Origin of the sequence: Streptomyces sp. NPDC050448, from assembly GCF_040655295.1 — a bacterium.
Lineage (GTDB): Bacteria > Actinomycetota > Actinomycetes > Streptomycetales > Streptomycetaceae > Streptomyces.
Map to the genome: position 1 here is coordinate 1 of NZ_JBFAJR010000065.1, position 20,916 is coordinate 20,916.

A 20,916-nucleotide genomic window follows, 5' to 3' on the forward strand; every position below is an offset into this window, starting at 1 on the left:
CGCTGTTGAGTTCTCAAGGAACGGACGCTTCCTTTGTACTCACCCTCTCGGGCTTTCCTCCGGGCTTTCGTTCTTGCGTTTCCGACTCTATCAGACTCTTTCGGGCCTGACCCCCAGTCAGCGGGGTTTGTCTTCCGGGCTGTTGGGCCCTTCCGACTCCCTGAACTCTAGTGGATTTCCCGGTCGATTCATAATCGGCCTTCAGAAATGAATTCGGGCATGCCGAATTCGTTCCCGGTGGGAGATCGTGCTGAGTTGGGTGCCGCAACGAGGCGGCGGGAGGTGTCGTCGCCAAAGCCTTCCGGCTCTGGGACAACTCGAAGAACCTTACGGACCCCAGGGGTCGGTGTCAACTCCGCAGTTGAAGGCTCCGTCAGCTCCGCGACTGGAGGTCCTCCACGCGGTCCAGGAGCCGGGTGAGCATGTCGCCCAGCACGCCGCGTTCCGCCGTGGAGAGGTCCTGGAGGAGGTCCTCCTCGAAGACCGTGGCCGCGCGCATGGCGTCGAGCCACTTGCTGCGGCCCTCGTCCGTGAGCTCCACGATCACGCGGACCCGGTTGGACTCGTCCCGCTCGCGCGTCACCAGTCCTTCCGCCGTCATGCGGTCGATCCGGTGGGTCATCGCCGCCGGCGTGAGGCCCAGCTGCTTCGCGAGCTCGCTCGGGCCCATCCGGTACGGGGCTCCGGAGATGACGAGGGCCTTGAGGACCTCCCACTCCGCGTTGCTGATGCCCAGGGCGGCGGTCTGGCGTCCGTACGCGACGTTCATGCGGCGGTTCAGGCGGCTCAGCGCCGAGACCACCTTCTCGACCTGGGGATCGAGGTCCTGGAACTCGCGCTGATAGACGGCGATCTGCTCGTCGAGGCTCGGCTCATGGACGGGCGCAGTGCCGTCGGGGGTGTCACCCATGGTTCGAAGTATCGCATGAGCCCGTTGGCGTCTAACTCCTTCGATGTGTAGAGTTAAGGATCGAAATTTAGCTATGAAGTCTTCGGGCTTCAGTTCTTAAGGCAGGTGAGAAGTGACCAAGGTGATGGGCGCTGCGATGCGGCGGATCCAGGCCGGCAACGCGTTGACCGCGTTCGGCATCGGTTTCACGGTTCCGTTCCTCTACATCTACGTGGCGCAGGTGCGAGGTCTGGGCTCCATGACGGCCACGAGTGCGTTCGTGGCCTTCGCCGTGAGTGCCCTGGTCGCGCTGCCCCTCACCGGTCGGGTCATCGACCGCCGAGGTCCCGTCCCCGTGGTCATCGGCGCGGCCGTCGCCGCCTCGGCCGGCGCCCTCTCGATCGGGCTCTCCACCGGCATCGTGCCGATCCTGCTGTCCGCCCTGGCGCTCGGCGCCGGGCAGGCCGTCATGCAGCCGGCGCTGGCCACGATGATCGTGTGGTGCTCGACCCCGGGCACCCGGACGCGCGCCTTCGCCCTGCAGTTCTTCATGCAGAACCTGGGCCTGGGCATCGGCGGCCTCATCGGCGGCCAGATCGTGGACGAGAGCCGGCCCGCCAGCTTCACGCTGCTGTTCGGCATCGAGGCCGTGATGTTCCTGGTCCTGGCCGGCGTCATCCTCACCGTGCGGATGCCGCACGCGCCGAGCATCAAGGACGCCGTGCCGCGGGACCCCTCCCGGGCGGGCGGCGCGTGGAAGCGGCTGCTCGAGCACAAGGCCATGGTCAAGCTGCTGGTGCTGGGCTTCGTGATCTTCTTCGCCTGCTACGGGCAGTTCGAGTCCGGTCTCGCCGCCTTCGGTACGGAGGCGGCCGGGATCTCCCCGTCCACCCTCGGTTTCGCGCTCGCCGCCAACACCGGTGCGATCGTCGTGGCGCAGTTCGTCGTGCTGAAGCTGGTCGAGAAGCGCCGCCGGTCCCGCGTGATCGCGCTGGTCGGCCTGATCTGGACCGTCGCGTGGGTCATCGCCGGGTTCTCGGGCCTGGGGCACGGCAGCGCGGTGATGGCCGCCGCCGCGTTCGTCACGACGTACGCGCTCTTCGGCATCGGCGAGGCGATGCTGTCGCCGACCCTGGCTCCGCTGGTGGCCGACCTGGCGCCGGAGGGTTCGGTGGGCCAGTACAACTCCGCCTTCGCCCTGGTCAAGCAGATGGCGCTGGCCCTGGGTCCGCTGGGCGTGCCGCTGGGTGCGGGTGTGCCGATGCTCTACATCGGTGTGTTCGTCGCGGTCTCGCTGGGGATCGCGTGGCTGGCGCTGCGGCTCGGCAAGCAGCTGAGCGCGGTGCAGGACAGGCCGTCGCTGCTGAAGGGCGGGACGGTGGCGGCCGTGGCGGTGAAGGTCGCCGAACCGGAGCGCGTGCCCGCGTAACAGCCGTATACGCCGTATATGAGGAAGGCCCGGTCCCCTGGACCGGGCCTTCCTCATATACGGCACGTACGTACGGCTACTTGTCCGGCAGGGCGAACTCGCACCAGACGGCCTTGCCGCCGCCCGGGGTGCGGCGGGAGCCCCAGGAGGAGGCGATGGTCGCGACGATCGAGATGCCGCGGCCGGTCTCGTCGGCCGGTTCGGCGCGACGGCGGCGCGGGAGGCGGTCGTCCCCGTCGGTGACCTCGATGATCAGGCGGCGGTCGGTGCGGCGCAGCCGCAGCCGCATGGGCGGGGTGCCGTGCTGGAGGGAGTTCGCGACGAGCTCGCTCGCGGCCAGGACCCCGAGGTCGCACAGCTCGACCGGGAAGCGCCAGGAGGCGAGGACTCCGGACGCGAAGGCGCGGGCGCGCGGGGCGGCCTCTACGCCCCCGAGGAGTTCCAGGGCGGCGTTGTGGAACAGCTCGGCGTCGGCTCCGGTGCGGGCGGGCTGCTGGAGGACCATCACGGCGACGTCGTCGTCGTGGTCGGCGTCCACGCCGAGGGCGCGCATCAGGCGGTCGCAGATGACCGCGGGGGTGCCCTGGGCGCCGGAGAGGGCGCGCTCCAGGGCGGCGACGCCCTCGTCGATGTCCTCGCCGCGCCGTTCGACCAGGCCGTCGGTGTAGAGGACTGCGGTGGAGCCGGGGCCCAGCGCGATGGTGCCCGAGGTGTGCAGCCAGCCTCCGGTGCCGAGCGGCGGGCCGGTGGGGTCGGCTGCGCGGCGTACGATGCCGTCCTCGTCGCGGACCAGGATCGGGAGATGGCCGGCGGACGCGTACGCGAGCATGCCCTCGTTGGGGTCGTGGACGGCGTAGACGCAGGTGGCGATCTGGCTGGCGTCGATCTCGGCGGCGAGGCCGTCGAGGAGCTGGAGCACCTCGTGCGGGGGCAGATCGAGGCGGGCGTAGGCGCGGACGGCGGTGCGCAGCTGGCCCATGACGGCGGCGGCGCGGACCCCGCGGCCCATGACGTCGCCGATGACGAGGGCGGTGCGGCCGGCGCCGAGGGTGATGACGTCGTACCAGTCGCCGCCGACGGCGGCTTCGGTGCCGCCGGGCTGGTAGGTGGCGGCGATGCGGAGGTCGTCGGGCTGTTCCAGCTCCTGCGGGAGGAGGGAGCGCTGGAGGGTGACGGCGGCTTCGCGCTGGCGGCGCTCGCTGGCCCGCAGCCGTTCGACGGCTTCGGCGTGGTCGGTGACGTCGGCGAGGTGGACCAGGACCCCGGTGTGGTGGGGGTCGGTCCCGCCTTCGGTGTCGGCCTTGGGGAAGTCGACGGGGGTGCAGGTGACGGTGTACGAGCTGGAGCCGCCGGGTGCGGTGCGGTTCTTGGCGGTACGGGGCTTGCCGCTGCGCTGGACCTGGTCGAGGAGCGGGAGGAGGCCGAGCTCGCCGAGTTCGGGGAGGGCCTCGTGAGCGGGTGCGCCGGTGGGGCGGGGGCCGAAGCCCGCGGTGTAGGCGTCGTTGACGTAGGCGACGCGGTGCTCGGCGCCGTGGACGAGGGCGACGAGGGCCGGGAGCCGGCCGAGGACCTCCCGTACGGAGAGCTCGTCGAGGGAGGGCACGGCGGCGAGGGCGCCGCTGCCGGTGCCCGATCCGGTGCCGGTACCCGTGCTCGTGCCCGTGCCGCAGACCGTGGGGTCGGCGGGGCCGCCGTCCGGCGCCGTTGCCGGGCGGGCGGCGGCGCCGCGGGCTGCCGGGACGGCGCCCTCACCCCGCTTGGCCTGGGCGGCGGCGTGTTCGGACCGGGCGGCGGCGCGGCGCTGCGTTCCGGGAAAACGGGCGCTCCAGCGCGTGAAGTTCACTGCGTTCAAGCCTCGTGGTGTCGCAAGTGGTCGCTGTGCTTCTCGTAGTCGGTCGCTGGCCGGTGTCGCTCGGTGAATGTCACTGTGTGCAGGTGTGAGCCCACCTATGGTCACACGTCCAGTGTGGCCGACCGCACTGACAACGTCAGCCCTGGCTGTCCTGCGGGGGTGTGGGGGCGGGCGGGGGCGGGGGGTGTCTGTGGCCGTGTCCGGCGGCGAGTTCGAATTCTGCCCTGGGGTGTTCGAGGGAGCCGAGGGAGACGATCTCACGCTTGAAGAGGCCGGAGAGGGTCCATTCGGCGAGGACGCGCATTTTGCGGTTGAAGGTGGGGATGCGGCTGAGGTGGTATGTGCGGTGCATCAGCCAGGCCGGGTAGGCCTTGAGCTTGCGGCCGTAGATGTGGGCGACGCCCTTGTGGAAGCCGAGGGAGGCCACGGAGCCCGCGTATTTGTGGGCGTACTCCGTCAGGAGTTCGCCGCGCAGGGAGGCCAGCAGGTTGTCGGCGAGGACCTTGGCCTGGCGGACGGCGTGCTGCGCGTTGGGGGCGCATTCGCGGCCGGGTTCGGCGGCGGTGATGTCGGGGACGGCGGCGGCGTCGCCTGCGGCCCAGGCGTGTTCGACGCCGTCGACGGTGAGGAAGGCGGTGCAGGCGAGGCGGCCGCGCTCGTTGCGCGGGAGGTCTGAGGCGGCGAGGACCGGGTGGGGTTTGACGCCGGCGGTCCACACGATGGTGCGGGTGGGGAAGCGGGCGCCGTCGCTGAGGACGGCGACGCGGTTCTCGCAGGATTCGAGCCGGGTCTCCAGGCGGACGTCGATGTTGCGTCGGCGCAGTTCGCGGATCGTGTAGACGCCCAGTTCGGGGCCGACCTCGGGGAGGATGTGGTCGCTGGCTTCGACCAGCACCCACTTCATGTCCTCGGGTTTGACGTTGTGGTAGTACCGGGCCGCGTAGCGGGCCATGTCCTCCAGTTCGCCGAGGGCCTCGACGCCCGCGTAGCCGCCGCCGACGAAGACGAAGGTGAGGGCGGCGTCGCGGAGGGCGGGGTCGCGGGTGGAGGAGGCGATGTCCATCTGTTCGATGACGTGGTTGCGCAGGCCGATGGCCTCTTCCACGGTCTTGAATCCGATGGCGTAGTCGGCGAGTCCCGGGATCGGCAGGGTGCGGGAGACGGATCCGGGGGCGAGGACGATTTCGTCGTACTCGATCTCCTGGGCGCCGGTGCCCTCGTCCGCGGTGGCGAGGGTGGTGACGGTCGCGGTCCGCTTGGCGTGGTCGACGCGCTGGACCTCGCCGATGACGATGCGGCACTTGTCGAGGACGCGGCGGAGCGGGACGACGACGTGGCGTGGGGAGATCGAGCCCGCGGCCGCCTCCGGGAGGAAGGGCTGGTACGTCATGTAGGGCTCGGGGCTGACCACCGTGACCTCGGCTTCGCCGGATCTCAGCTTTCGCTGGAGCCGGAGCGCCGTGTACATGCCGACGTAGCCCCCGCCGACGACGAGGACGCGCGTGCGGGGCGGGGTACCGGGGGCCGTGCCCCGGGAGTTAGCAGCCTTCACCACCCCATGACGCAACGTGGCCGGGAGTTTGTCCACAGGCCTGACACATTGTGTGACTGGAGGGGATGCCGGTACGGGGCTGTCGGATGGCTGGAGTGGGGGCGGAGTTCCGCAGGTCAGGGGGTGCGGAGGGGGTGATTCCGGGGGCTTGGATCGGAAAAGTGGGGGTGAATGCTCCGATCGGGCGGTGGTCCGTCCGGGGCTGCCTCTTCTGAATTGACTCTGGCTCAACTATGTTCGTATCTCGTCGAGGAGTAAGACCGGGGCCCACATGACCGTGGCCCACCTCGACACGAAGGCGGGGAGTGTCTCCGGGGGGAGACAAATGATTACCGGGGGATACATATGAACATTTCCGATTTCCATGGTTCTGCGACCGCACTCTCGGGTGAGAGCAACGGTCGCCTGATGGCAGGCGGCACCACGCACGGCGTGGGTCGCTCCACGCCGCTGCGCGTCGACGCCCAGCGCAACCTCGAGCACGTGCTGCGTGCAGCGCGCGAGGTGTTCGGCGAGCTGGGCTACGGGGCTCCGATGGAGGACGTGGCGCGGCGCGCACGCGTCGGCGTCGGCACCGTGTACCGGCGCTTCCCGAGCAAGGACGTCCTGGTCCGCCGGATAGCCGAGGAAGAGACCGCCCGGCTGACCGAGCAGGCCAGGACCGCACTGGGCCAGGAGGAGGAGCCGTGGCAGGCGCTGTCGCGCTTCCTGCGCACCTCCGTGGCCTCGGGCGCCGGGCGGCTGCTGCCGCCGCAGGTGCTGCGGGTCGGGCCGGCGAGCGAGGACGGCGTCGAGGTCGCGGAGACGGCGCGGGTTCCGCACCAGCGCCAGGCCGGTGTGACCGGCGGCGGAGCTCCCGACCTGCGGGTCGTGGGCGGGCGGACTCCCGTCGAGGACGAGCCCTCGGAGGACGCGGGCGCGGGTGCGCTGCTCGAGGTGGTCGGCCGGCTGGTGGACCGCGCCCGGGAGGCCGGTGAGCTGCGCGGCGATGTCACGGTGGCCGATGTGCTGCTGGTGATAGCGACGGCCGCGCCGGCCCTGCCCGACGCGGCGCAGCAGGCGGCGGCTTCGTCCCGGCTGCTCGACATCCTGCTCGAAGGACTGCGGTCCCGGACGGCCTGAGCCGTACGGGAGGCAGTCCTCGCGGAGGCCCCTGCAGGGGTGCATGCGGCTGCCCGTCCCACCCTCCGACCGGCTCGTCGAACGGTCCCCCGAACGGCCGCTCACCCGAAAGGGTGAGCGGCCGGTACGGGGATTGACCGGATGGTGCCCGGACGAGTGGATGGCGTGGAGAGGGGTTCGACGCGCGCCCCCCGTGTGACAGGCTTGAACGGTGTACCGGTTGAGTGTGTCGTGCGGGGGCTTCCGCGATGGGCGTTGACGGTCGGGAAGAGCCGCTCGGTGGTGCCGGTGGCGAGGTCGGGACGGCCGGCACGGCCGCACGCCAGGTCCCGGCCCAGCGCGAACCGCGGGGGCGGCACGCGGCGTCGAGGTATTCCGGTGCCGAGCTGCCGCCTTCCGACGGGGACTTGATCGCCCGGATGCGCGGGGGCGACGACGGCGCGTACGAGGAGTTGTTCCTCCGGCACGCCGATTCGGTACGGCGCTACGCGCGGACGTGCTGCCGTGACGGGCACACGGCCGAGGACCTGACCGCCGAGGTGTTCGCCCGGACGCTGCAGGCGGTGCGGGGCGGGGCCGGCCCGGACCAGTCGGTGCGCGCCTATCTGCTGACCACCGTGCGCCGGGTCGCGGCGGCGTGGGCGAAGACGTCCCGGCGGGAGCATCTCGTCGAGGACTTCGCGGTGTTCGCGGAGCAGGCGGCCGCGGGAGCCGAGGCCGGCGGCGGGCTGTCCGGCCTGTCCGGGGACGACACCCTCGAGCTGGGCGCGGACGTCCGGGCGATGCGCGAGGCCGAGCAGTCGCTGGCCCTGCAGGCCTTCCGGAGCCTGCCCGAGCGGTGGCAGGCCGTGCTGTGGCACACCACCGTCGAGGATGCTTCGCCGAGTGCGATCGCGCCGCTGTTCGGGCTGAGTGCCAACGCGACGGCGGTGCTGGCCGGCCGGGCCCGGGAAGGGCTCAAGCAGGCCTATCTGCAGGCGCATGTGAGCTCGGCGCTGAGCGCGGGCGGGGACTGCGCGCGGTACGCGGACCGGCTGGGCGCGTATGCCCGCGGCGGGCTGCGGATGCGGGCGGAGCGGGGGCTGCGGGGGCACCTGGAGGAGTGCGCGAAGTGCCGGCTGGCCGCCGGGGAGCTCAAGGACGTCAACGCGGGCATTCCCGCGCTGCTGCCGGTCGCGGTCATCGGGTGGTTCGCCGCCGGATACGCGGCGAAGGCGGCGGGCGTGGTGGCCGGCGGAGCCGTCGCCGCCGGCGCGGGGGCTGCCGCCGCGGCCTCGGGCGGGTCGACCGCCGGGGCGGGGGCCGGGGGTGGGACCGCCGGGGCCGGGGCCGGGGGCGCGGGTGGTGGTGCCGGGTCCGGGGTCGGGGGTGCGGTGGTGTCCGAGGGGCTGGGGCTGCCGGCGAAGGCCGCCCTGGCCGCCGGGATCGCGGTCGCGGCGGCCGCAGCCGGGGTGGTGTTCGCGCTGGCCGGGGATGATCCCGAGCCGGGGGTCCGGGCGCAGCCCGCGCCGAGTGCGGCGGCGCCCGTGGTGCCGCTGGTCCCGGCCCCGCGCACCCCGGCCCCGGCCGATGCGGAGCCGCCGGCCGCGCAGGGCTCCGTACCGTCCGCGCCGGGCACGGCTCCCGCTTCGCCGGCTCCCTCCCCCTCTCAGTCGAAGGCCCCGGCCCCGCCGGTTTCCGCGGCGCCTTCCCCGAACCCCTCGCCGACCCCGACCCCGAGCCCGGTACCGAGCCGGAGCCCGGCCAAGCCGACCCCGTCGCCGTCGCCGTCCGCGGCGAAGCCGCTGCGGGGGTTCCAGCTGGCGGGGCTCGAACAAGCGGCGTTCGGCGACCACAGCGGTCCCGAGCTGCAAACCTGGCGCAGCAGCTGGGTGTGGCAGCGGTGGGGGTTGCGAATCGCGGACCGGCCGTTCGCACAGGGGATCACCGTGAACTCCCGTTCCTCGGTGGAGATCACCCTCAACCGGCAGTGCACCGCGTTCTCGGGGCGCGCCGGGGTGGACGGCCTGTCGCTGTTCACCGACGGCACGGTGCGGTTCTCCGTGTACGCCGACGGACAGCGGCTGTGGCGGTCGGGCGCGCTCGGTTACGAGGACCCGGCCGCCGCCGTCGACGTCCCCCTGGCCGGGCGCAAGACGCTGCGGCTGGTGGTGGAACAGGCCGGACAGGGCAATATGCCGACCCTGGCGAGCTGGGCCGACGCCGTGATCAGCTGCCGGTGAGGAGGGCGGCGACCTCGGCCGGGGAGAGTGCGGCGCCGGCCGCTGCCTCCTCCTCGTAGCGGTCGGGCCCCAGCACGGCGCGCGTACGGTCGGGGAGTCCGTCCACGGCTGCCTGCTCCGGGACCGACCGCGGATGGCCCGCGCGCCAGGCGGTGGCCGCGGCAAACACCCGTACGGCCGCTGCGCTGCGCCCCGCGGCCGCCAGCAGCACGGCTGCGGTGTCGGTGAGCGAGGCCAGGACCCGTTCCGCGCAGTGCGCGGCCACGGCCGCTTCCAGGGCCGGCCCGAGCGTGGCGAGGCCGGCCTCCGGTCCGAGTTCGCGGGCGATGAGGACGGAGTCGATGTTGTCGAGCCCGGCGGTGAGCTGCGGGATCGGCGAGATCTTTCCGGCGGCGGCGAGGGCGAGTTCGTACTCGGTACGGGCCCGCCCGAGGTCCCCGCGGACGAGGGCGAGGAGCGCCGCGAGCATGCTGCCGTAGGCCCGGGCGTCGTACACGCCGCCATAGGGGTCGACTTCGAGGGCGGCCTCCGCCAGCAGCTGCTCGGCGCCGGCGTAGTCCCCTGCGCAGAAGGCGGACTCGGCGATCCGGGCGATGGCGAAGGGCACCTCGACGTGGGCCCCGACCTCGCGGGCGAGGCGCAGGCACTCCTCGTACTCGGCGCGGGCCCAGTCGTACCGGCCGCGGGATAGGGCGACCTCGCCGGCGGCGCCCGCCACCTGGGCACGGGTCCAGCGGTCGCCGACGCGGCGGGCGATCTCGTGCAGTTCGGCAAGGTCGGCGTCGACGGTGGGCAGGCCGCCGGTGGTGTCGATGGCGATGTGGGTGCGGAGCATGAGAGCGATGCCCAGTTCCCAGTCGCCGCCGTGGCGGCGGCAGTTGTCGACCGTCTCGCCGAGACCGTCGAGCACGGCGAGGGTGTTGCCGGCGAGGAAGTCAGTCATCGGCCAGAGCATGCCGGGGAAGCGGGTGGTGTCGGGGCCGGTGGTCCGGAAGACCTGTTGGAGGCGGTCGGCGAGGGCCACGTTCTCGGGGGAGCGGAACTCCTCGGGCCCGTAGCCTTCGGCGAACAGGACGAGGCGCAGCATCCGCAGGCGCATGAAGCGCCAGTACCCGGGGGTGCCTTCGGGCGGCTCGGCGGGGAAGGAGTCCAGGACGCGGGCGGCCCATTCCGCGCCCTCGGTACGGTAGTTGCGCAGCCACCAGAACCAGCCGAGGGCGAGGACCAATCGCTGGCCCGTCTCGGCGGCGCCCGTCTCGGCGGCGCCGGATTCGGCGGCGGCGGATTCGGCGGCGGCGGATTCGGCGGCGGCGGATTCGGCGGCGGCGGTCCGGGTGGTGTGGAGGAGCGCGGCGCGGAGGTTGTCGAGCTCGGTCTCGATGCGCCGGATCCAGGGGAGCTCGGCGGCGCCGCGCAGGAGGGGCTCGGCCTCCTCAGCGAGGGCCAGGAAGTGCGCGGCGTGGCGGTGGGCGGCGGCGGCGCGGTCGGCTTCGTGCGCGGCCGCGCGGTCGGCGGCGTACTCGTGGATGGTCTCCAGCATCCGGTAGCGCATGCCGGTGTCGTCGGGGCCGGGGGCGGCGACGACGAGGGACTTGTCGACGAGTGAGCCGAGGAGGTCGGCGACGTCCTCGGCCGCCCCGCCGGTGCAGACGGCTTCGGCGGCCGGGAGGTCGCAGCCGCCGGCGAAGACGGAGAGGCGGCGCAGGGCGGTGCGCTCCGGCTCGTCCAGCAGGTCCCAGGACCAGTCGACGACGGCGCGCAGGGTCTGCTGGCGGGGCAGGACGGTACGGGCGCCGCTGGTCAGGAGGCGGAAGCGGTCGTCGAGGCGGTCGGCGATCTGGCGCGGGGTGAGCAGCCGCAGCCGGGCCGCGGCCAGCTCGATGGCGAGCGGCAGCCCGTCGAGGCGGGCGCAGATCTCGGCGACGGCGGCCGGGTCCTCGGCGGGGGTGAAGCCGGGGCGGACGGCGGCGGCGCGGTCGGCGAAGAGGCGGTGCGCGGGGTCGGGCGGCAGGGGGTCGACGGGGCGGACCGTTTCTCCGGGTACGCCGAGGGGTTCGCGGCTGGTGGCCAGGATCCGGACGCCGGGGCAGTGGGTGAGGAGGCGCTCGGCGAGTTCGGCGGCGGCGGCGATGACGTGCTCGCAGTTGTCGAGGACGAGGAGCAGGCGGCGGTTCGCGCAGTGCTCGACGAGCTGGGCGGCCGGGTCGTCGGCGGCGGTCTTCTCACGGGCCACGAGGGTGTTCTCGCGCAGGCCGAGGGCGCTGAGGACGGCGCCGGGGACGGCGGCGGGGTGGTCGAGGCGGGCGAGTTCGACGAGCCAGCCGGGTTCGGGGTGGGCGCAGGCCGCGTGCTCGGCGAGGCGGGTCTTTCCGGATCCGCCGGGTCCGGTGAGGGTGACGAGGCGGAAGCGGGCCAGGTCGGAGTGGAGGGCGGCGAGTTCGGGCTCGCGGCCGACGAAGGAGGTGAGGCGGGGGCGGAGGTTGCCGGCGGGCACCGGGGGCGCGGGCTGGAGCAGCTCCGCGTGCAGGGCGGTGAGTTCGGGCCCGGGGTCGGTGCCGAGTCCGTCGGCGAGGGTGCGGCGGGTGCGCTCGTACGCGGCGAGGGCGTCGGCGGGGCGGCCGGCCGCGCGGAGGGCACGGAGCTGCTGGGCGCGCAGGGGCTCGTCGTACGGGTGGTCCTGGATCAGCGCCTCGATCTCCGGGAGGAGGGACGCCGGGTCGGCGGATCCGCTGTGGAGCTCGGCTTCGATCCGGGCGCGGAGGGCGGCGGTGCGGTGCGCTTCGGGGGCGGCGGCGTGGGCGGTACGGGCGGGCTCGGGGAGGTCGGCGAGGGCGGGGCCGCGCCAGAGGGCGAGGGCGGTGCGGAGGGTTCCGGCGGCGGTGGCGGGGTCGGCGGCCAGCTCCTGGGCGCCGTGGCGGGCGAGCCGGGTGAACCGGTGCAGGTCGATGTCGTCGCGGTCGGCGACGGCGAGGCGGTAGCCGCCGGCGGGGTCGGAGTGGACGGTGTCCCGCCCGCCGAGGGCCCGGCGGAGCCTGCCGACGAGGGCCTGCAGGGCGGCGGGAGCGTCCTGGGGCGGGTCGTCGCCCCAGACCTCGTCGACGAGATCGGCGACGGATGCGGCGGCCGGCCCGCCGGCGCGGAGCACGAGGGCGGTGAGGAGTGCGCGCAGGCGGGCGCCGCCGATGGGGAGGGGGGCGCCGGTCTCGTCACGCGCCTCGGTGACGCCAAGGATGAGATACCGCACCGGTCAATTCTGCCCTGCCCGTGCCGGGGGTGCCGGGGAGTTTCGCGTGGACCCCCGCGCCTCCATCGTGGGGGGGCCGGAGATGCCCGGCGGGTCGGCGGCTGCCGGTGGACAGGTGCGGCGCCGCTACCGGGGCTCCGCGCCTGAAACGCCGGGCGGGCCGGATATCGCCGGGCGGGGGCAGGCACAAGGGTCGGGAGGGGCTGACCAGTGCACGGTCGGCGGGCTGCCGGAGGATCCGGTGCGGCTCCGCTACCCCGGCCCCGGCCCGGGCCCCGCGCCTCAAACGCCGGGCGGCCGGATATCGCCGGGCGGGGGCAGGCACAAGGGTCAGGAGGGGCTGGCCAGTGCACGGTCGGCGGCTGCCGGAGGATCCGGTGCGGCTCCGCTGCCAGGGCCCCCCGCCTCAAATGTCGGCGGGCCGGATATCGCCGGGCGGGGGCAGGCACCGGGGTCAGGAGAGGGCTGGGCGGCGGGTGGGGACTCCTGTGGGGACCGCTCGGCGGCGGGGGGTGGAGGTGCCCGTCCAGCAGGTGCCGCGGCGGGCGAGGAGGCGGCCGAGCCACAGCTCCATCGAGACGAGCTCCGCGAGGCCGTCGAGCGGGACCGGGCAGCCCTCCGCCGCGTCCAGCAGGGCCTGTTGGACGACACCGGCCTCGATCAGGCCCGCGTCCGCCAGCAGGGGGGAGGCGAACAGGGCCAGGAGGGAGGTGAGCGCTGCGCGCAGGCCCACGCGGGTGGCCGTCTCGTTCGGGGTGTGGGCCGATGCGCCCCAGCCCGGCGGGAGTTCGCGTACGCCCGCCGAGGACAGCACGCTGCGCAGGATCGCGGCCCGGGCCCCCGGCTGGACCCGCAGGGATTCCGGGAGGGCCCGGGCCGCCCGTACGACCTGGTTGTCCAGGAACGGGGCGTGCAGGCGCTGGCTGCGGACCTCGACGGCCTGTTCGAAGACCCGGTGGTCCGCCGCGTGGCGGGTCAGCGCGGCGCGGGCCCGGGCCTCGCCGGGGCGCAGCGAGAGCGGCGGCCGGCCCGCGGCGGTCGCCAGGCGGATCGATACTTCCGCCAGGGCTTCGCCGGTCAGCCAGCCGGCCGCTGGGCCCGGGCGGGACCAGGTCAGGGCGGCCAGTGAGGCGTCCACCGGGTTCGGTGCGCCCCCCTCGACGGATCCTTCGCGCAGGCGGGCCGCGGCGGCCTCCATGCCCGCGCGGTACGGCGTACGGGCGAGCCGGCGGGCCGCCGAGTAGACGGAGAACTGGACCAGGAGGGACAGGGCGGAGTCGCCGGGCGTCGAGCGGGCCAGGGCCGCGACCGGGCGCAGCAGGTGGCGTCGGCGGCGGTCCATCAGGAGGTCCGCCAGCCGGGCCGGGTGCGCGTCGAGGACCTGGCGGGCGCCGTGTCCGACGAAGTGGTCCGCCGAGCCGGCCGCCAGCCGGCGCCGCTCACGGGCGGCGGTGACGAGGGAGGGGCCGGGTTCGTCGGTGAGGGGGCCGTCGAGTTCCGCGTACGGGAGGGCTTCCTCGGCGGCGGCCACGACCACGTGGTGCAGCCGGGGGTTGGCGGCGATGGCCCGGGCGCGTTCGAGTTCGGCCTCGCGGCCCTGGGGGGTGGCGAGGTCGTTGAAGGTGACGGCGAGGAGCCGTTCGCCGGAGCGGTTGACGATCGTTCCGGGTGCGCCCGGAAGGCCGGCGGCGAGCAGGGCCAGGGTCGCCGAGGCGCTGCCTCCGGAGAGGTCGGCGCCCACGCCGGGTGCGGGCGCGGGCGCGCCCCGGGCCGCGCGCCGGTCGGCGGGGCCCATTCCGGGCACCGGGCCGGGGTCGTGGGGCAGCGTGTCGGGGGCATGCCGTGGTGCCGTGAGCCGGGCGCGCACCGCATCCACCAATGCTTCGCGTACGCCCTCCACCGCGTGCTCGGGGTCGGCTGCGGGCGCCGCCACCGCGAGGGAGGCCACCGGCTCGTACCCGGTGATCTCGCGCGAGCCCTCGCGCAGGATCAGCGCGTGCCCGGGCGGGATGCGCCGTACGCCGACGTACGGTGTGCCGTCGCCCAGTGCCTCCGGGCTGTCGGGGCAGGCCAGCAGGGCCGCGAGATGCCCGATGTCGAGCTGTGCCTCGATGAGGTCGGCGAGCGGCAGGGCGGCGGTGGCGTACGCCGTGCCGCCGGCCCAGGGTGTGTAGAAGACGGGCCGCGCGCCCGCGAGATCGCCGACGACGGTGATCCGGCGGCCGGTCTGGACGACGGCGGTGTAGCTGCCGGACCACTGGGTGAGGTGGCGCAGGGCTCCGCCGCGGGCGGCGAGGAGCGCGCGCCGCAGCTCGGCGTCGGTGGCGCCGCAGCAGCCGAGGACGGCGAGCCGGGTGAAGGGGTCGGCGGGGTCGGCTGCGAGGGTGCGGATCTCGTCGGGGCGCCAGTCGCCGACGGCCCAGAGGGGGTCGGGGTCTCCCCAGAGCAGTTGGGCGCCCACGGGCACGACGGTGCGTTCGGCGTCCTGGGCGGCCGGGTCGTCCGGATGGTCGGCGTCCGCGATGCCGCCGCTCGCGGGTCCGCCGGAGCCGTATCCGCCGGAGCCGTATCCGCCCTGGCCGGAGACGCGTCCGGCCGTGCCGAAGCTCGCGGCGATACTGCTCCAGCCGACCAACCAGCGCACCGCCGCCTCCCCAGCCTGTGGGCAATTGACCGGGGCCTGAACGGCATGGTCAGCGCAGAGTGCGCGGCCGACGGGACCCCGGGTGGCTCGGGGTCCATGCTGCCACGAGACAGGCGTGCGAGAGTGGCGCAGGAGGGCGCACATGCAAACGAACACGCCCCGGCCACGCGGTATTTGGCGTTCCGTTCCCACCGCCCCATAGGTCGGTTTCGGCCATTCTTCGGCCGTACTGAGTGCTGTCGCGCGCTCCCGGGCGCCCGACCGCAGCGGCACGCGGGCGCGGTCCGGGAGACGGGATTCGCCCCCCGGACCGTTCCGCCACCCGCGGGGATTGAGGCAGCGGCATCCCCCGGCCCGCCGGATCCACGCAGCGGGCCGACCCACGCACGGCACATCGAATCGCCGGGCCCGGTGACCGGCCAGAGCGCACGGGCGGGCGCACGGCCACACGGACGGAGCACGGAAGGGGGCGTGCGCCCGCGGCGCGGGCGCCGACCGGACTGTGCAGGCGGACAACAATCCCGCCATCCGGAAGTCGGGGCCTTAACGCTTGGGAGGCGGGGAACTACGCTGGGTTTACGAAATGCCGGGCAACTATGCCTCGGCGGCGTATGCGTTGTGTGCGTTCCGCGTGTGACGAGGGGTGGCGCATGTCCAGGGAGCTCCGCGAGCCCAATGAGAAGCTCGGCGCCGTCCTCGCCCTCGCCGGCATCAGCAACGCCGGGCTGGCCCGGCGGGTCAACGACCTCGGCGCACAGCGCGGCCTGACGCTTCGCTACGACAAGACGTCGGTGGCCCGGTGGGTGTCGAAGGGGATGGTGCCGCAGGGCGCGGCCCCGCATCTGATCGCCGCCGCGATCGGCGCGAAGCTGGGGCGGCCGGTGCCGCTCCACGAGATCGGGCTGGCGGACGCGGATCCCGCACCCGAGGTCGGCCTGGCCTTCCCGCGGGACGTGGGCGAGGCGGTGCGCTCGGCCACCGATCTCTACCGGCTCGACCTCGCCGGCCGCCGCGGCGGTGGCGGGATCTGGCAATCGCTGGCCGGCTCCTTCGCCGTGTCCGCATACGCGACGCCCGCCTCGCGCTGGCTGATATCTCCGGCGGACGGTTCGGTGGCGCGCGAGCCCGCACCGCCCCGCGAGACCGTGGCGTCGCGCGAGCCGGTGACGAACGCGGCACCCGCGGCCCCGGCGCAGGGGCCGACGGCGTCGCCGACGTCGTCGTCAACGGGTCTGCCCGCGCAGTCTTCGGGTGAAACGCCGCACGCCCCGCCCGCGCCGCCGCACGCCCCCGTGCCCGCACCCGTGCCCGCCGCCGTCGTGGGACTGCCGGAGGCGTCGCCGCAGCGCGTGGGCCACAGCGATGTGACCAAGCTGCGCGAGGCGGCCGAGGACGCGCGCCGCTGGGACTCCAAGTACGGCGGCGGCGACTGGCGTTCGTCGATGGTGCCCGAGTGCCTGCGCGTCGACGCGGCGCCGCTGCTGCTCGGCTCGTACAGCGACGACGTGGGCCGCGCGCTGTTCGGCGCGACCGCCGAACTGACCCGGCTGGCCGGGTGGATGGCCTTCGACACCGGTCAGCAGGAGGCGGCCCAGCGCTACTACATCCAGGCGCTGCGCCTGGCCCGCGCGGCCGCGGACGTACCGCTGGGCGGGTACGTGCTGGCCTCCATGTCGCTGCAGGCGACGTACCGGGACTTCCCGGACGAGGGCGTGGACCTCGCGCAGGCGGCCGTGGAGCGCAACCGGGGACTGGCCACCGCCCGCACCATGAGCTTCTTCCGGCTCGTCGAGGCGCGGGCGCATGCGAAGGCGGGCGATTCGGCGGCCGCCGGGGCGGCGCTGCGGGCGGCGGAGGGCTGGCTGGAGCGGGCGCGGGCGGGCGACCCGGATCCGACCTGGCTGGGTTTCTACTCGTACGACCGTTTCGCGGCGGATGCTGCGGAATGCTACCGGGACCTCAAACTCCCCCGGCAGGTCCGGCGCTTCACCGAGCAGGCGCTGTCGCGGCCGACGGAGGAGTACGTGCGCTCGCACGGGCTGCGGCTGGTGGTGAGCGCGGTCGCCGAGCTGGAGTCGGGCAACCTGGACGCGGCGTGCGCGGCCGGCACCCGGGCGGTGGAGGTCGCGGGCAGGATCTCCTCGGCGCGGACGACCGAGTACGTACGGGACCTGCTGCACCGGCTCGAGCCGTACGGGGACGAGCCGCGCGTGGCGGAGCTGCGGGAGCGGGCACGGCCGCTGTTGGTGGCCCCCGCGTAGCCGCTTTGTCAGAGGCGGGGTGCAGTATGCAGGGGTGGGAGGTGGCAGCTTGGGCGGCGGCGTGGGCAGCGTGGGCAGGATCGACTGCGATGTGCTGGTGATCGGCGGTGGCATCGTCGGCCTGTCGACGGCGCATGCCCTGTCGCAGCTGGCCCCGGGGACGCGGGTGGTGGTGCTGGAGAAGGAGTCCGGCCCGGCCCGCCACCAGACGGGCCGCAACAGCGGGGTGATCCACAGCGGGATCTACTACCGGCCGGGATCGCTCAAGGCGCGCTTCGCGGTGCGCGGGGCCGCCGAGATGGTGAAGTTCTGCGCCGAGCACGGGATCGCCCACGAGGTCACCGGGAAGCTGATCGTCGCCACCGGGCGGGAGGAGCTGCCGCGGCTCCACGCGCTGGTGCAGCGGGGCCGGGAGAACGGCATCCCGGTGCGCGAGCTGGGCCCCGCGCAGATCTCGGAGTACGAGCCGGAGGTGCGCGGCCTGGCCGCGATCCACGTCGGCACCACCGGGATCGTGGACTACGGGCAGGTGGCACAGCAGCTCGCGGAGTCCTCCGGCGCGGAGATCGTCTACGGCGGGGCGGTGGATCTGATCTCGCGGCGGTCGAGCGGGGTCGCGGTGCGGACGACGGCGGGGCTCGTGGTGCGGGCGCAGGTGCTGGTGAACTGCGCGGGCCTGCAGTGCGACCGGGTCGCGCGGCTGGCCGGGGACGACCCCGGAATGCGGATCGTGCCGTTCCGTGGGGAGTACTACGACCTGGCGCGGCCCTCGCTGGTCCGGGGGCTGGTCTACCCGGTCCCGGATCCGGCGTTCCCCTTCCTCGGCGTGCACCTGACGCGGGGGATCGGCGGCGGCGTCCACGTCGGGCCCAACGCGGTGCCGGCGCTGGCCCGCGAGGGGTACGGGTGGGGCGTGGTCCGGCCGCGGGACGTCGCGGACGAGCTGGCCTGGCCGGGATCCTGGCGGATGGCCCGGCGGCACTGGCGGTACGGGGCGGGCGAGATCCACCGGTCGCTGTCGAAGCAGGCCTTCACGGAGGCGGTACGGCGGCTCCTGCCGGAGGTCTCGTCCGCAGACCTGGCTCCGGCCGGGTCCGGAGTCCGGGCGCAGGCCGTCCTGCGGGACGGGACGCTGGTGGACGACTTCCTGATCCGGGACGCCCCGCGGACGGTCCACGTCCTGAACGCGCCCTCGCCGGCGGCCACCGCTTCGCTGCCGATCGGGCGGGAGATCGCCCGGCGAGCGCTGAACACCCTCCGGGTGTCCTGACCCCGACGCCGGGCCCCCTGCCGGGCACGCGGGCGGGCGGGCACGAACGTAAGCCGGCCCCGGGGTCGGGTCCCGGGCCGCGCCCCACACCGGGCGCGTCGGCGGACACGGCAGGGCCCCCTGCCGGGCACGCGGGCGGGCCGGGCACGGGCCGGACCCTGCGCCGGGCCCCGATCCCGGCCCCCGGGCGGAGGCGGCGGGGACGGGGGAGAGGGTCGTAGAATCTGGGCATTGTGTCTGAGTCCCTCACCCCCCAGCCCAGCGCCCCGGCAGCCGCGCCGGAGGCGAACTCCTACGTGCCCCCCAAGTGGCGGACCGAGCCCCGTTTCCCCGACGGGCCCTCCCCCGATCCGGCCGGCTCGCACCACGAGCGGCGGATCCGGAGCTTCCAGCCGCGGCGCAGCCGGGTGACGACCGGGCAGGGCGAAGCCCTGAAGCGGCTCTGGGGTACCTGGGGGCTCGACATCGACGGGCACTCCGTCATCGATCTGGAGCAGCTTTTCGACGGGCTTCCCGTCGTGCTGGAGATCGGCTTCGGGATGGGTGAGGCCACGGCGCAGATGGCCGCAGCCGACCCCTCGACCGGGATCCTCGCCGCCGATGTGCACACCCCCGGCCAGGGCAACCTGCTCGCGCTCGCCGAGCGCAACGGGCTCGACAACGTCCGCGTGGCCAACGGCGACGCCATCATCCTGCTCCGCGAGATGCTGCCGCCGGACTCGCTCGCCGGGCTCCGGGTGTACTTCCCGGACCCGTGGCCCAAGGCCCGCCACCACAAGCGGCGGCTGATCCAGCCGGAGTTCCTCGACCTGGCCGCCACCCGCCTGGCCCCCGGGGCCGTGCTGCACTGCGCGACCGACTGGGAGCCGTACGCCGAGCAGATGCTCGAAGTGCTCACCGCGCACCCGGAGTTCGAGAACACCCAGGCGGACGGCGGCTACGCGCCGCGGCCCGACTTCCGGCCGCTCACCCGCTTCGAGGGACAGGGTCTCGACAAGGGGCACGTGGTGCACGACCTGCTCTTCGCCCGCCGGGGCACCCCCAACGGGTAGAGAACCACCAACGTCACTCCACGTGTCGGAGCGGCTCGCTACAGTCATCGCGTGTTCCGAGCGCTCCCTGGTGTCCGTACGTGCGTGCTCGCCGTGCTGTCGCTGTCGGGGCTGGCGATCCTCGAACTCGTGCGGGCGCAGACCGGCACCGCGGGGTTCTTCGTCGGCCTCGGGCTGGCGGTACTGCCGGTGCCGCCGCTCATGGCGGCCTTCCGCTGGCTCGGCCGGGCCGCGCCCCGCCCCTGGGCGCAGCTGCTGTTCTGCTTCGGCTGGGGCGCCTGCACCGCGGCCCTGATCGCGATACTGGCCAACAACTTCGCCACGGAGTGGATAACGGCGGCCACCGCGGATGCCTCCGCGGCCGACCGGCTCGGCTCGGTGGCGATCGCCCCGGTGGTGGAGGAGAGCGCCAAGGCGGGGGCGCTGCTGCTGGTGTTCGTATTCCGAAGGCGCCAGTTCACCGGCCCCGCGGACGGGTTCGTGGTGGCCGGGTTCACCGCCACCGGCTTCGCCTGCACCGAGAACGTCCTCTATCTCGGGAACGCCTTCGGCGAGGACCTGCGGAGCGGCGCCACGGCGCTGGACTCGGTGACGGCCGCGACCTTCTTCGTGCGGATCGTGATCTCGCCGTTCGCGCACCCGCTGTTCACGGTGCTCACGGGGCTCGGCTTCGGCGCGGCCGCGCTCGGCACCGGCCGGCTGCGCCGGATCGGGCCGCCGTTGCTCGGGCTGCTGACCGCGATGGGCCTGCACGCGCTGTGGAACAGCTCCTCGCGGTTCGGGGAGTACGGGTTCTACGTGGTCTACGGCTGCGTGATGGTCCCGGTGTTCGGGCTGCTGCTGTGGCTGGCCGTGCGGATAAGGCGGCGAAGGCTGCGGGCTGTCGCCGGGGAGCTGGCGGTGTACGCGGCCGCGGGCTGGCTGCGTCCGGCGGAGGTGCCGGCCCTGGTGTCGATGCCGGCCCGGTCGCTGGCCCGGTCGCTGGCCCGGAGCACCGGGGGCCGGGCGGCGGGCAGGGCGGTGGCCTTGTACGAGGCGGACGCGGCCGCGCTGGCCCTGCTGCGGCACCGGGCCCGGCACGGCGGTCCGGCGGGGGAGCCCGATTTCGCCTGCCGGGAGCGGGAGTTGCTGCGCCGGTTGTGGCTGCGCAAGGCGACGGCGGGGCCGGTACTGGCCCGGGCCGCGGTCCTGGAGGAGCTCCTTCCGCCGCGGCCGGTCCCCCTCGGGCCGCTCGAACCGCCGGAGCGGGTCGTCGAACCGCCGGAGCGGGTCTTCGTACCGCCCGCTAGATGAATGAGTCCAAGGGTTCGCCTGCGGACATGGCGCGAGGGCGTCCAGGGTCAATGTGTGACGAAAGACCTGGACACCCTCGCAACGGC

12 protein-coding genes are annotated in these 20,916 nt (G+C 74.2%); 7 read left to right on the plus strand and 5 right to left on the minus strand.

Features of this window, described 5'->3' with window-relative positions:
• Positions 1-373: 373 nt before the first annotated feature.
• Complete coding sequence (locus tag AB0I68_RS37205) at positions 374-910, minus strand: MarR family transcriptional regulator (RefSeq protein ID WP_134073164.1); 537 nt, start codon at positions 908-910, stop codon at positions 374-376.
• 112 nt (positions 911-1,022) lie between these two features.
• Between AB0I68_RS37205 and AB0I68_RS37210 the strand changes: the two genes are divergently transcribed.
• Complete coding sequence (locus AB0I68_RS37210; protein ID WP_363181854.1) at positions 1,023-2,318, plus strand: MFS transporter; 1,296 nt, start codon at positions 1,023-1,025, stop codon at positions 2,316-2,318.
• A 76-nt stretch (positions 2,319-2,394) separates the two neighbouring features.
• On the opposite strand, the gene AB0I68_RS37215 is transcribed toward AB0I68_RS37210, so the two are convergent.
• Positions 2,395-4,161 (minus strand): ATP-binding SpoIIE family protein phosphatase, encoded by a 1,767-nt coding sequence (locus AB0I68_RS37215; RefSeq protein WP_363181865.1) that lies wholly within the window; start codon positions 4,159-4,161, stop codon positions 2,395-2,397.
• A gap of 145 nt (positions 4,162-4,306) precedes the next feature.
• Positions 4,307-5,725 carry an FAD-dependent oxidoreductase gene (locus AB0I68_RS37220; RefSeq protein ID WP_363181856.1) on the minus strand — a complete coding sequence of 473 codons (1,419 nt, stop codon included), beginning with the start codon at positions 5,723-5,725 and terminating at the stop codon, positions 4,307-4,309.
• A 342-nt stretch (positions 5,726-6,067) separates the two neighbouring features.
• Between AB0I68_RS37220 and AB0I68_RS37225 the strand changes: the two genes are divergently transcribed.
• Complete coding sequence (locus AB0I68_RS37225; RefSeq protein WP_363181858.1) at positions 6,068-6,844, plus strand: helix-turn-helix domain-containing protein; 777 nt, start codon at positions 6,068-6,070, stop codon at positions 6,842-6,844.
• 248 nt (positions 6,845-7,092) lie between these two features.
• Complete coding sequence (locus tag AB0I68_RS37230; RefSeq protein WP_363181859.1) at positions 7,093-9,066, plus strand: sigma-70 family RNA polymerase sigma factor; 1,974 nt, start codon at positions 7,093-7,095, stop codon at positions 9,064-9,066.
• Here AB0I68_RS37230 and AB0I68_RS37235 read toward each other — a convergent pair.
• Complete coding sequence (locus AB0I68_RS37235) at positions 9,053-12,310, minus strand: BTAD domain-containing putative transcriptional regulator (RefSeq protein ID WP_363181860.1); 3,258 nt, start codon at positions 12,308-12,310, stop codon at positions 9,053-9,055. The two genes, AB0I68_RS37230 and AB0I68_RS37235, sit on opposite strands and share 14 nt — an antisense overlap.
• Before the next feature lie 454 nt (positions 12,311-12,764).
• Complete coding sequence (locus tag AB0I68_RS37240) at positions 12,765-14,954, minus strand: asparagine synthase-related protein (protein WP_363181861.1); 2,190 nt, start codon at positions 14,952-14,954, stop codon at positions 12,765-12,767.
• A gap of 650 nt (positions 14,955-15,604) precedes the next feature.
• Here AB0I68_RS37240 and AB0I68_RS37245 point away from each other — a divergent pair.
• The 4 genes from AB0I68_RS37245 to AB0I68_RS37260 all read left to right on the plus strand — a co-directional run bounded on the left by AB0I68_RS37245 (position 15,605) and on the right by AB0I68_RS37260 (position 20,830).
• Positions 15,605-17,215 (plus strand): sporulation protein, encoded by a 1,611-nt coding sequence (locus AB0I68_RS37245; RefSeq protein ID WP_363181862.1) that lies wholly within the window; start codon positions 15,605-15,607, stop codon positions 17,213-17,215.
• 49 nt (positions 17,216-17,264) lie between these two features.
• Complete coding sequence (gene lhgO / locus AB0I68_RS37250; RefSeq protein WP_363181863.1) at positions 17,265-18,485, plus strand: L-2-hydroxyglutarate oxidase; 1,221 nt, start codon at positions 17,265-17,267, stop codon at positions 18,483-18,485.
• A gap of 296 nt (positions 18,486-18,781) precedes the next feature.
• A complete protein-coding gene (gene trmB, locus AB0I68_RS37255) occupies positions 18,782-19,537 on the plus strand; it encodes a tRNA (guanosine(46)-N7)-methyltransferase TrmB (RefSeq protein WP_363181866.1) in 756 nt (251 codons plus the stop codon).
• Positions 19,538-19,588: 51 nt separating this feature from the next.
• Complete coding sequence (locus AB0I68_RS37260) at positions 19,589-20,830, plus strand: PrsW family intramembrane metalloprotease (RefSeq protein WP_363181864.1); 1,242 nt, start codon at positions 19,589-19,591, stop codon at positions 20,828-20,830.
• Positions 20,831-20,916 lie beyond the last annotated feature (86 nt).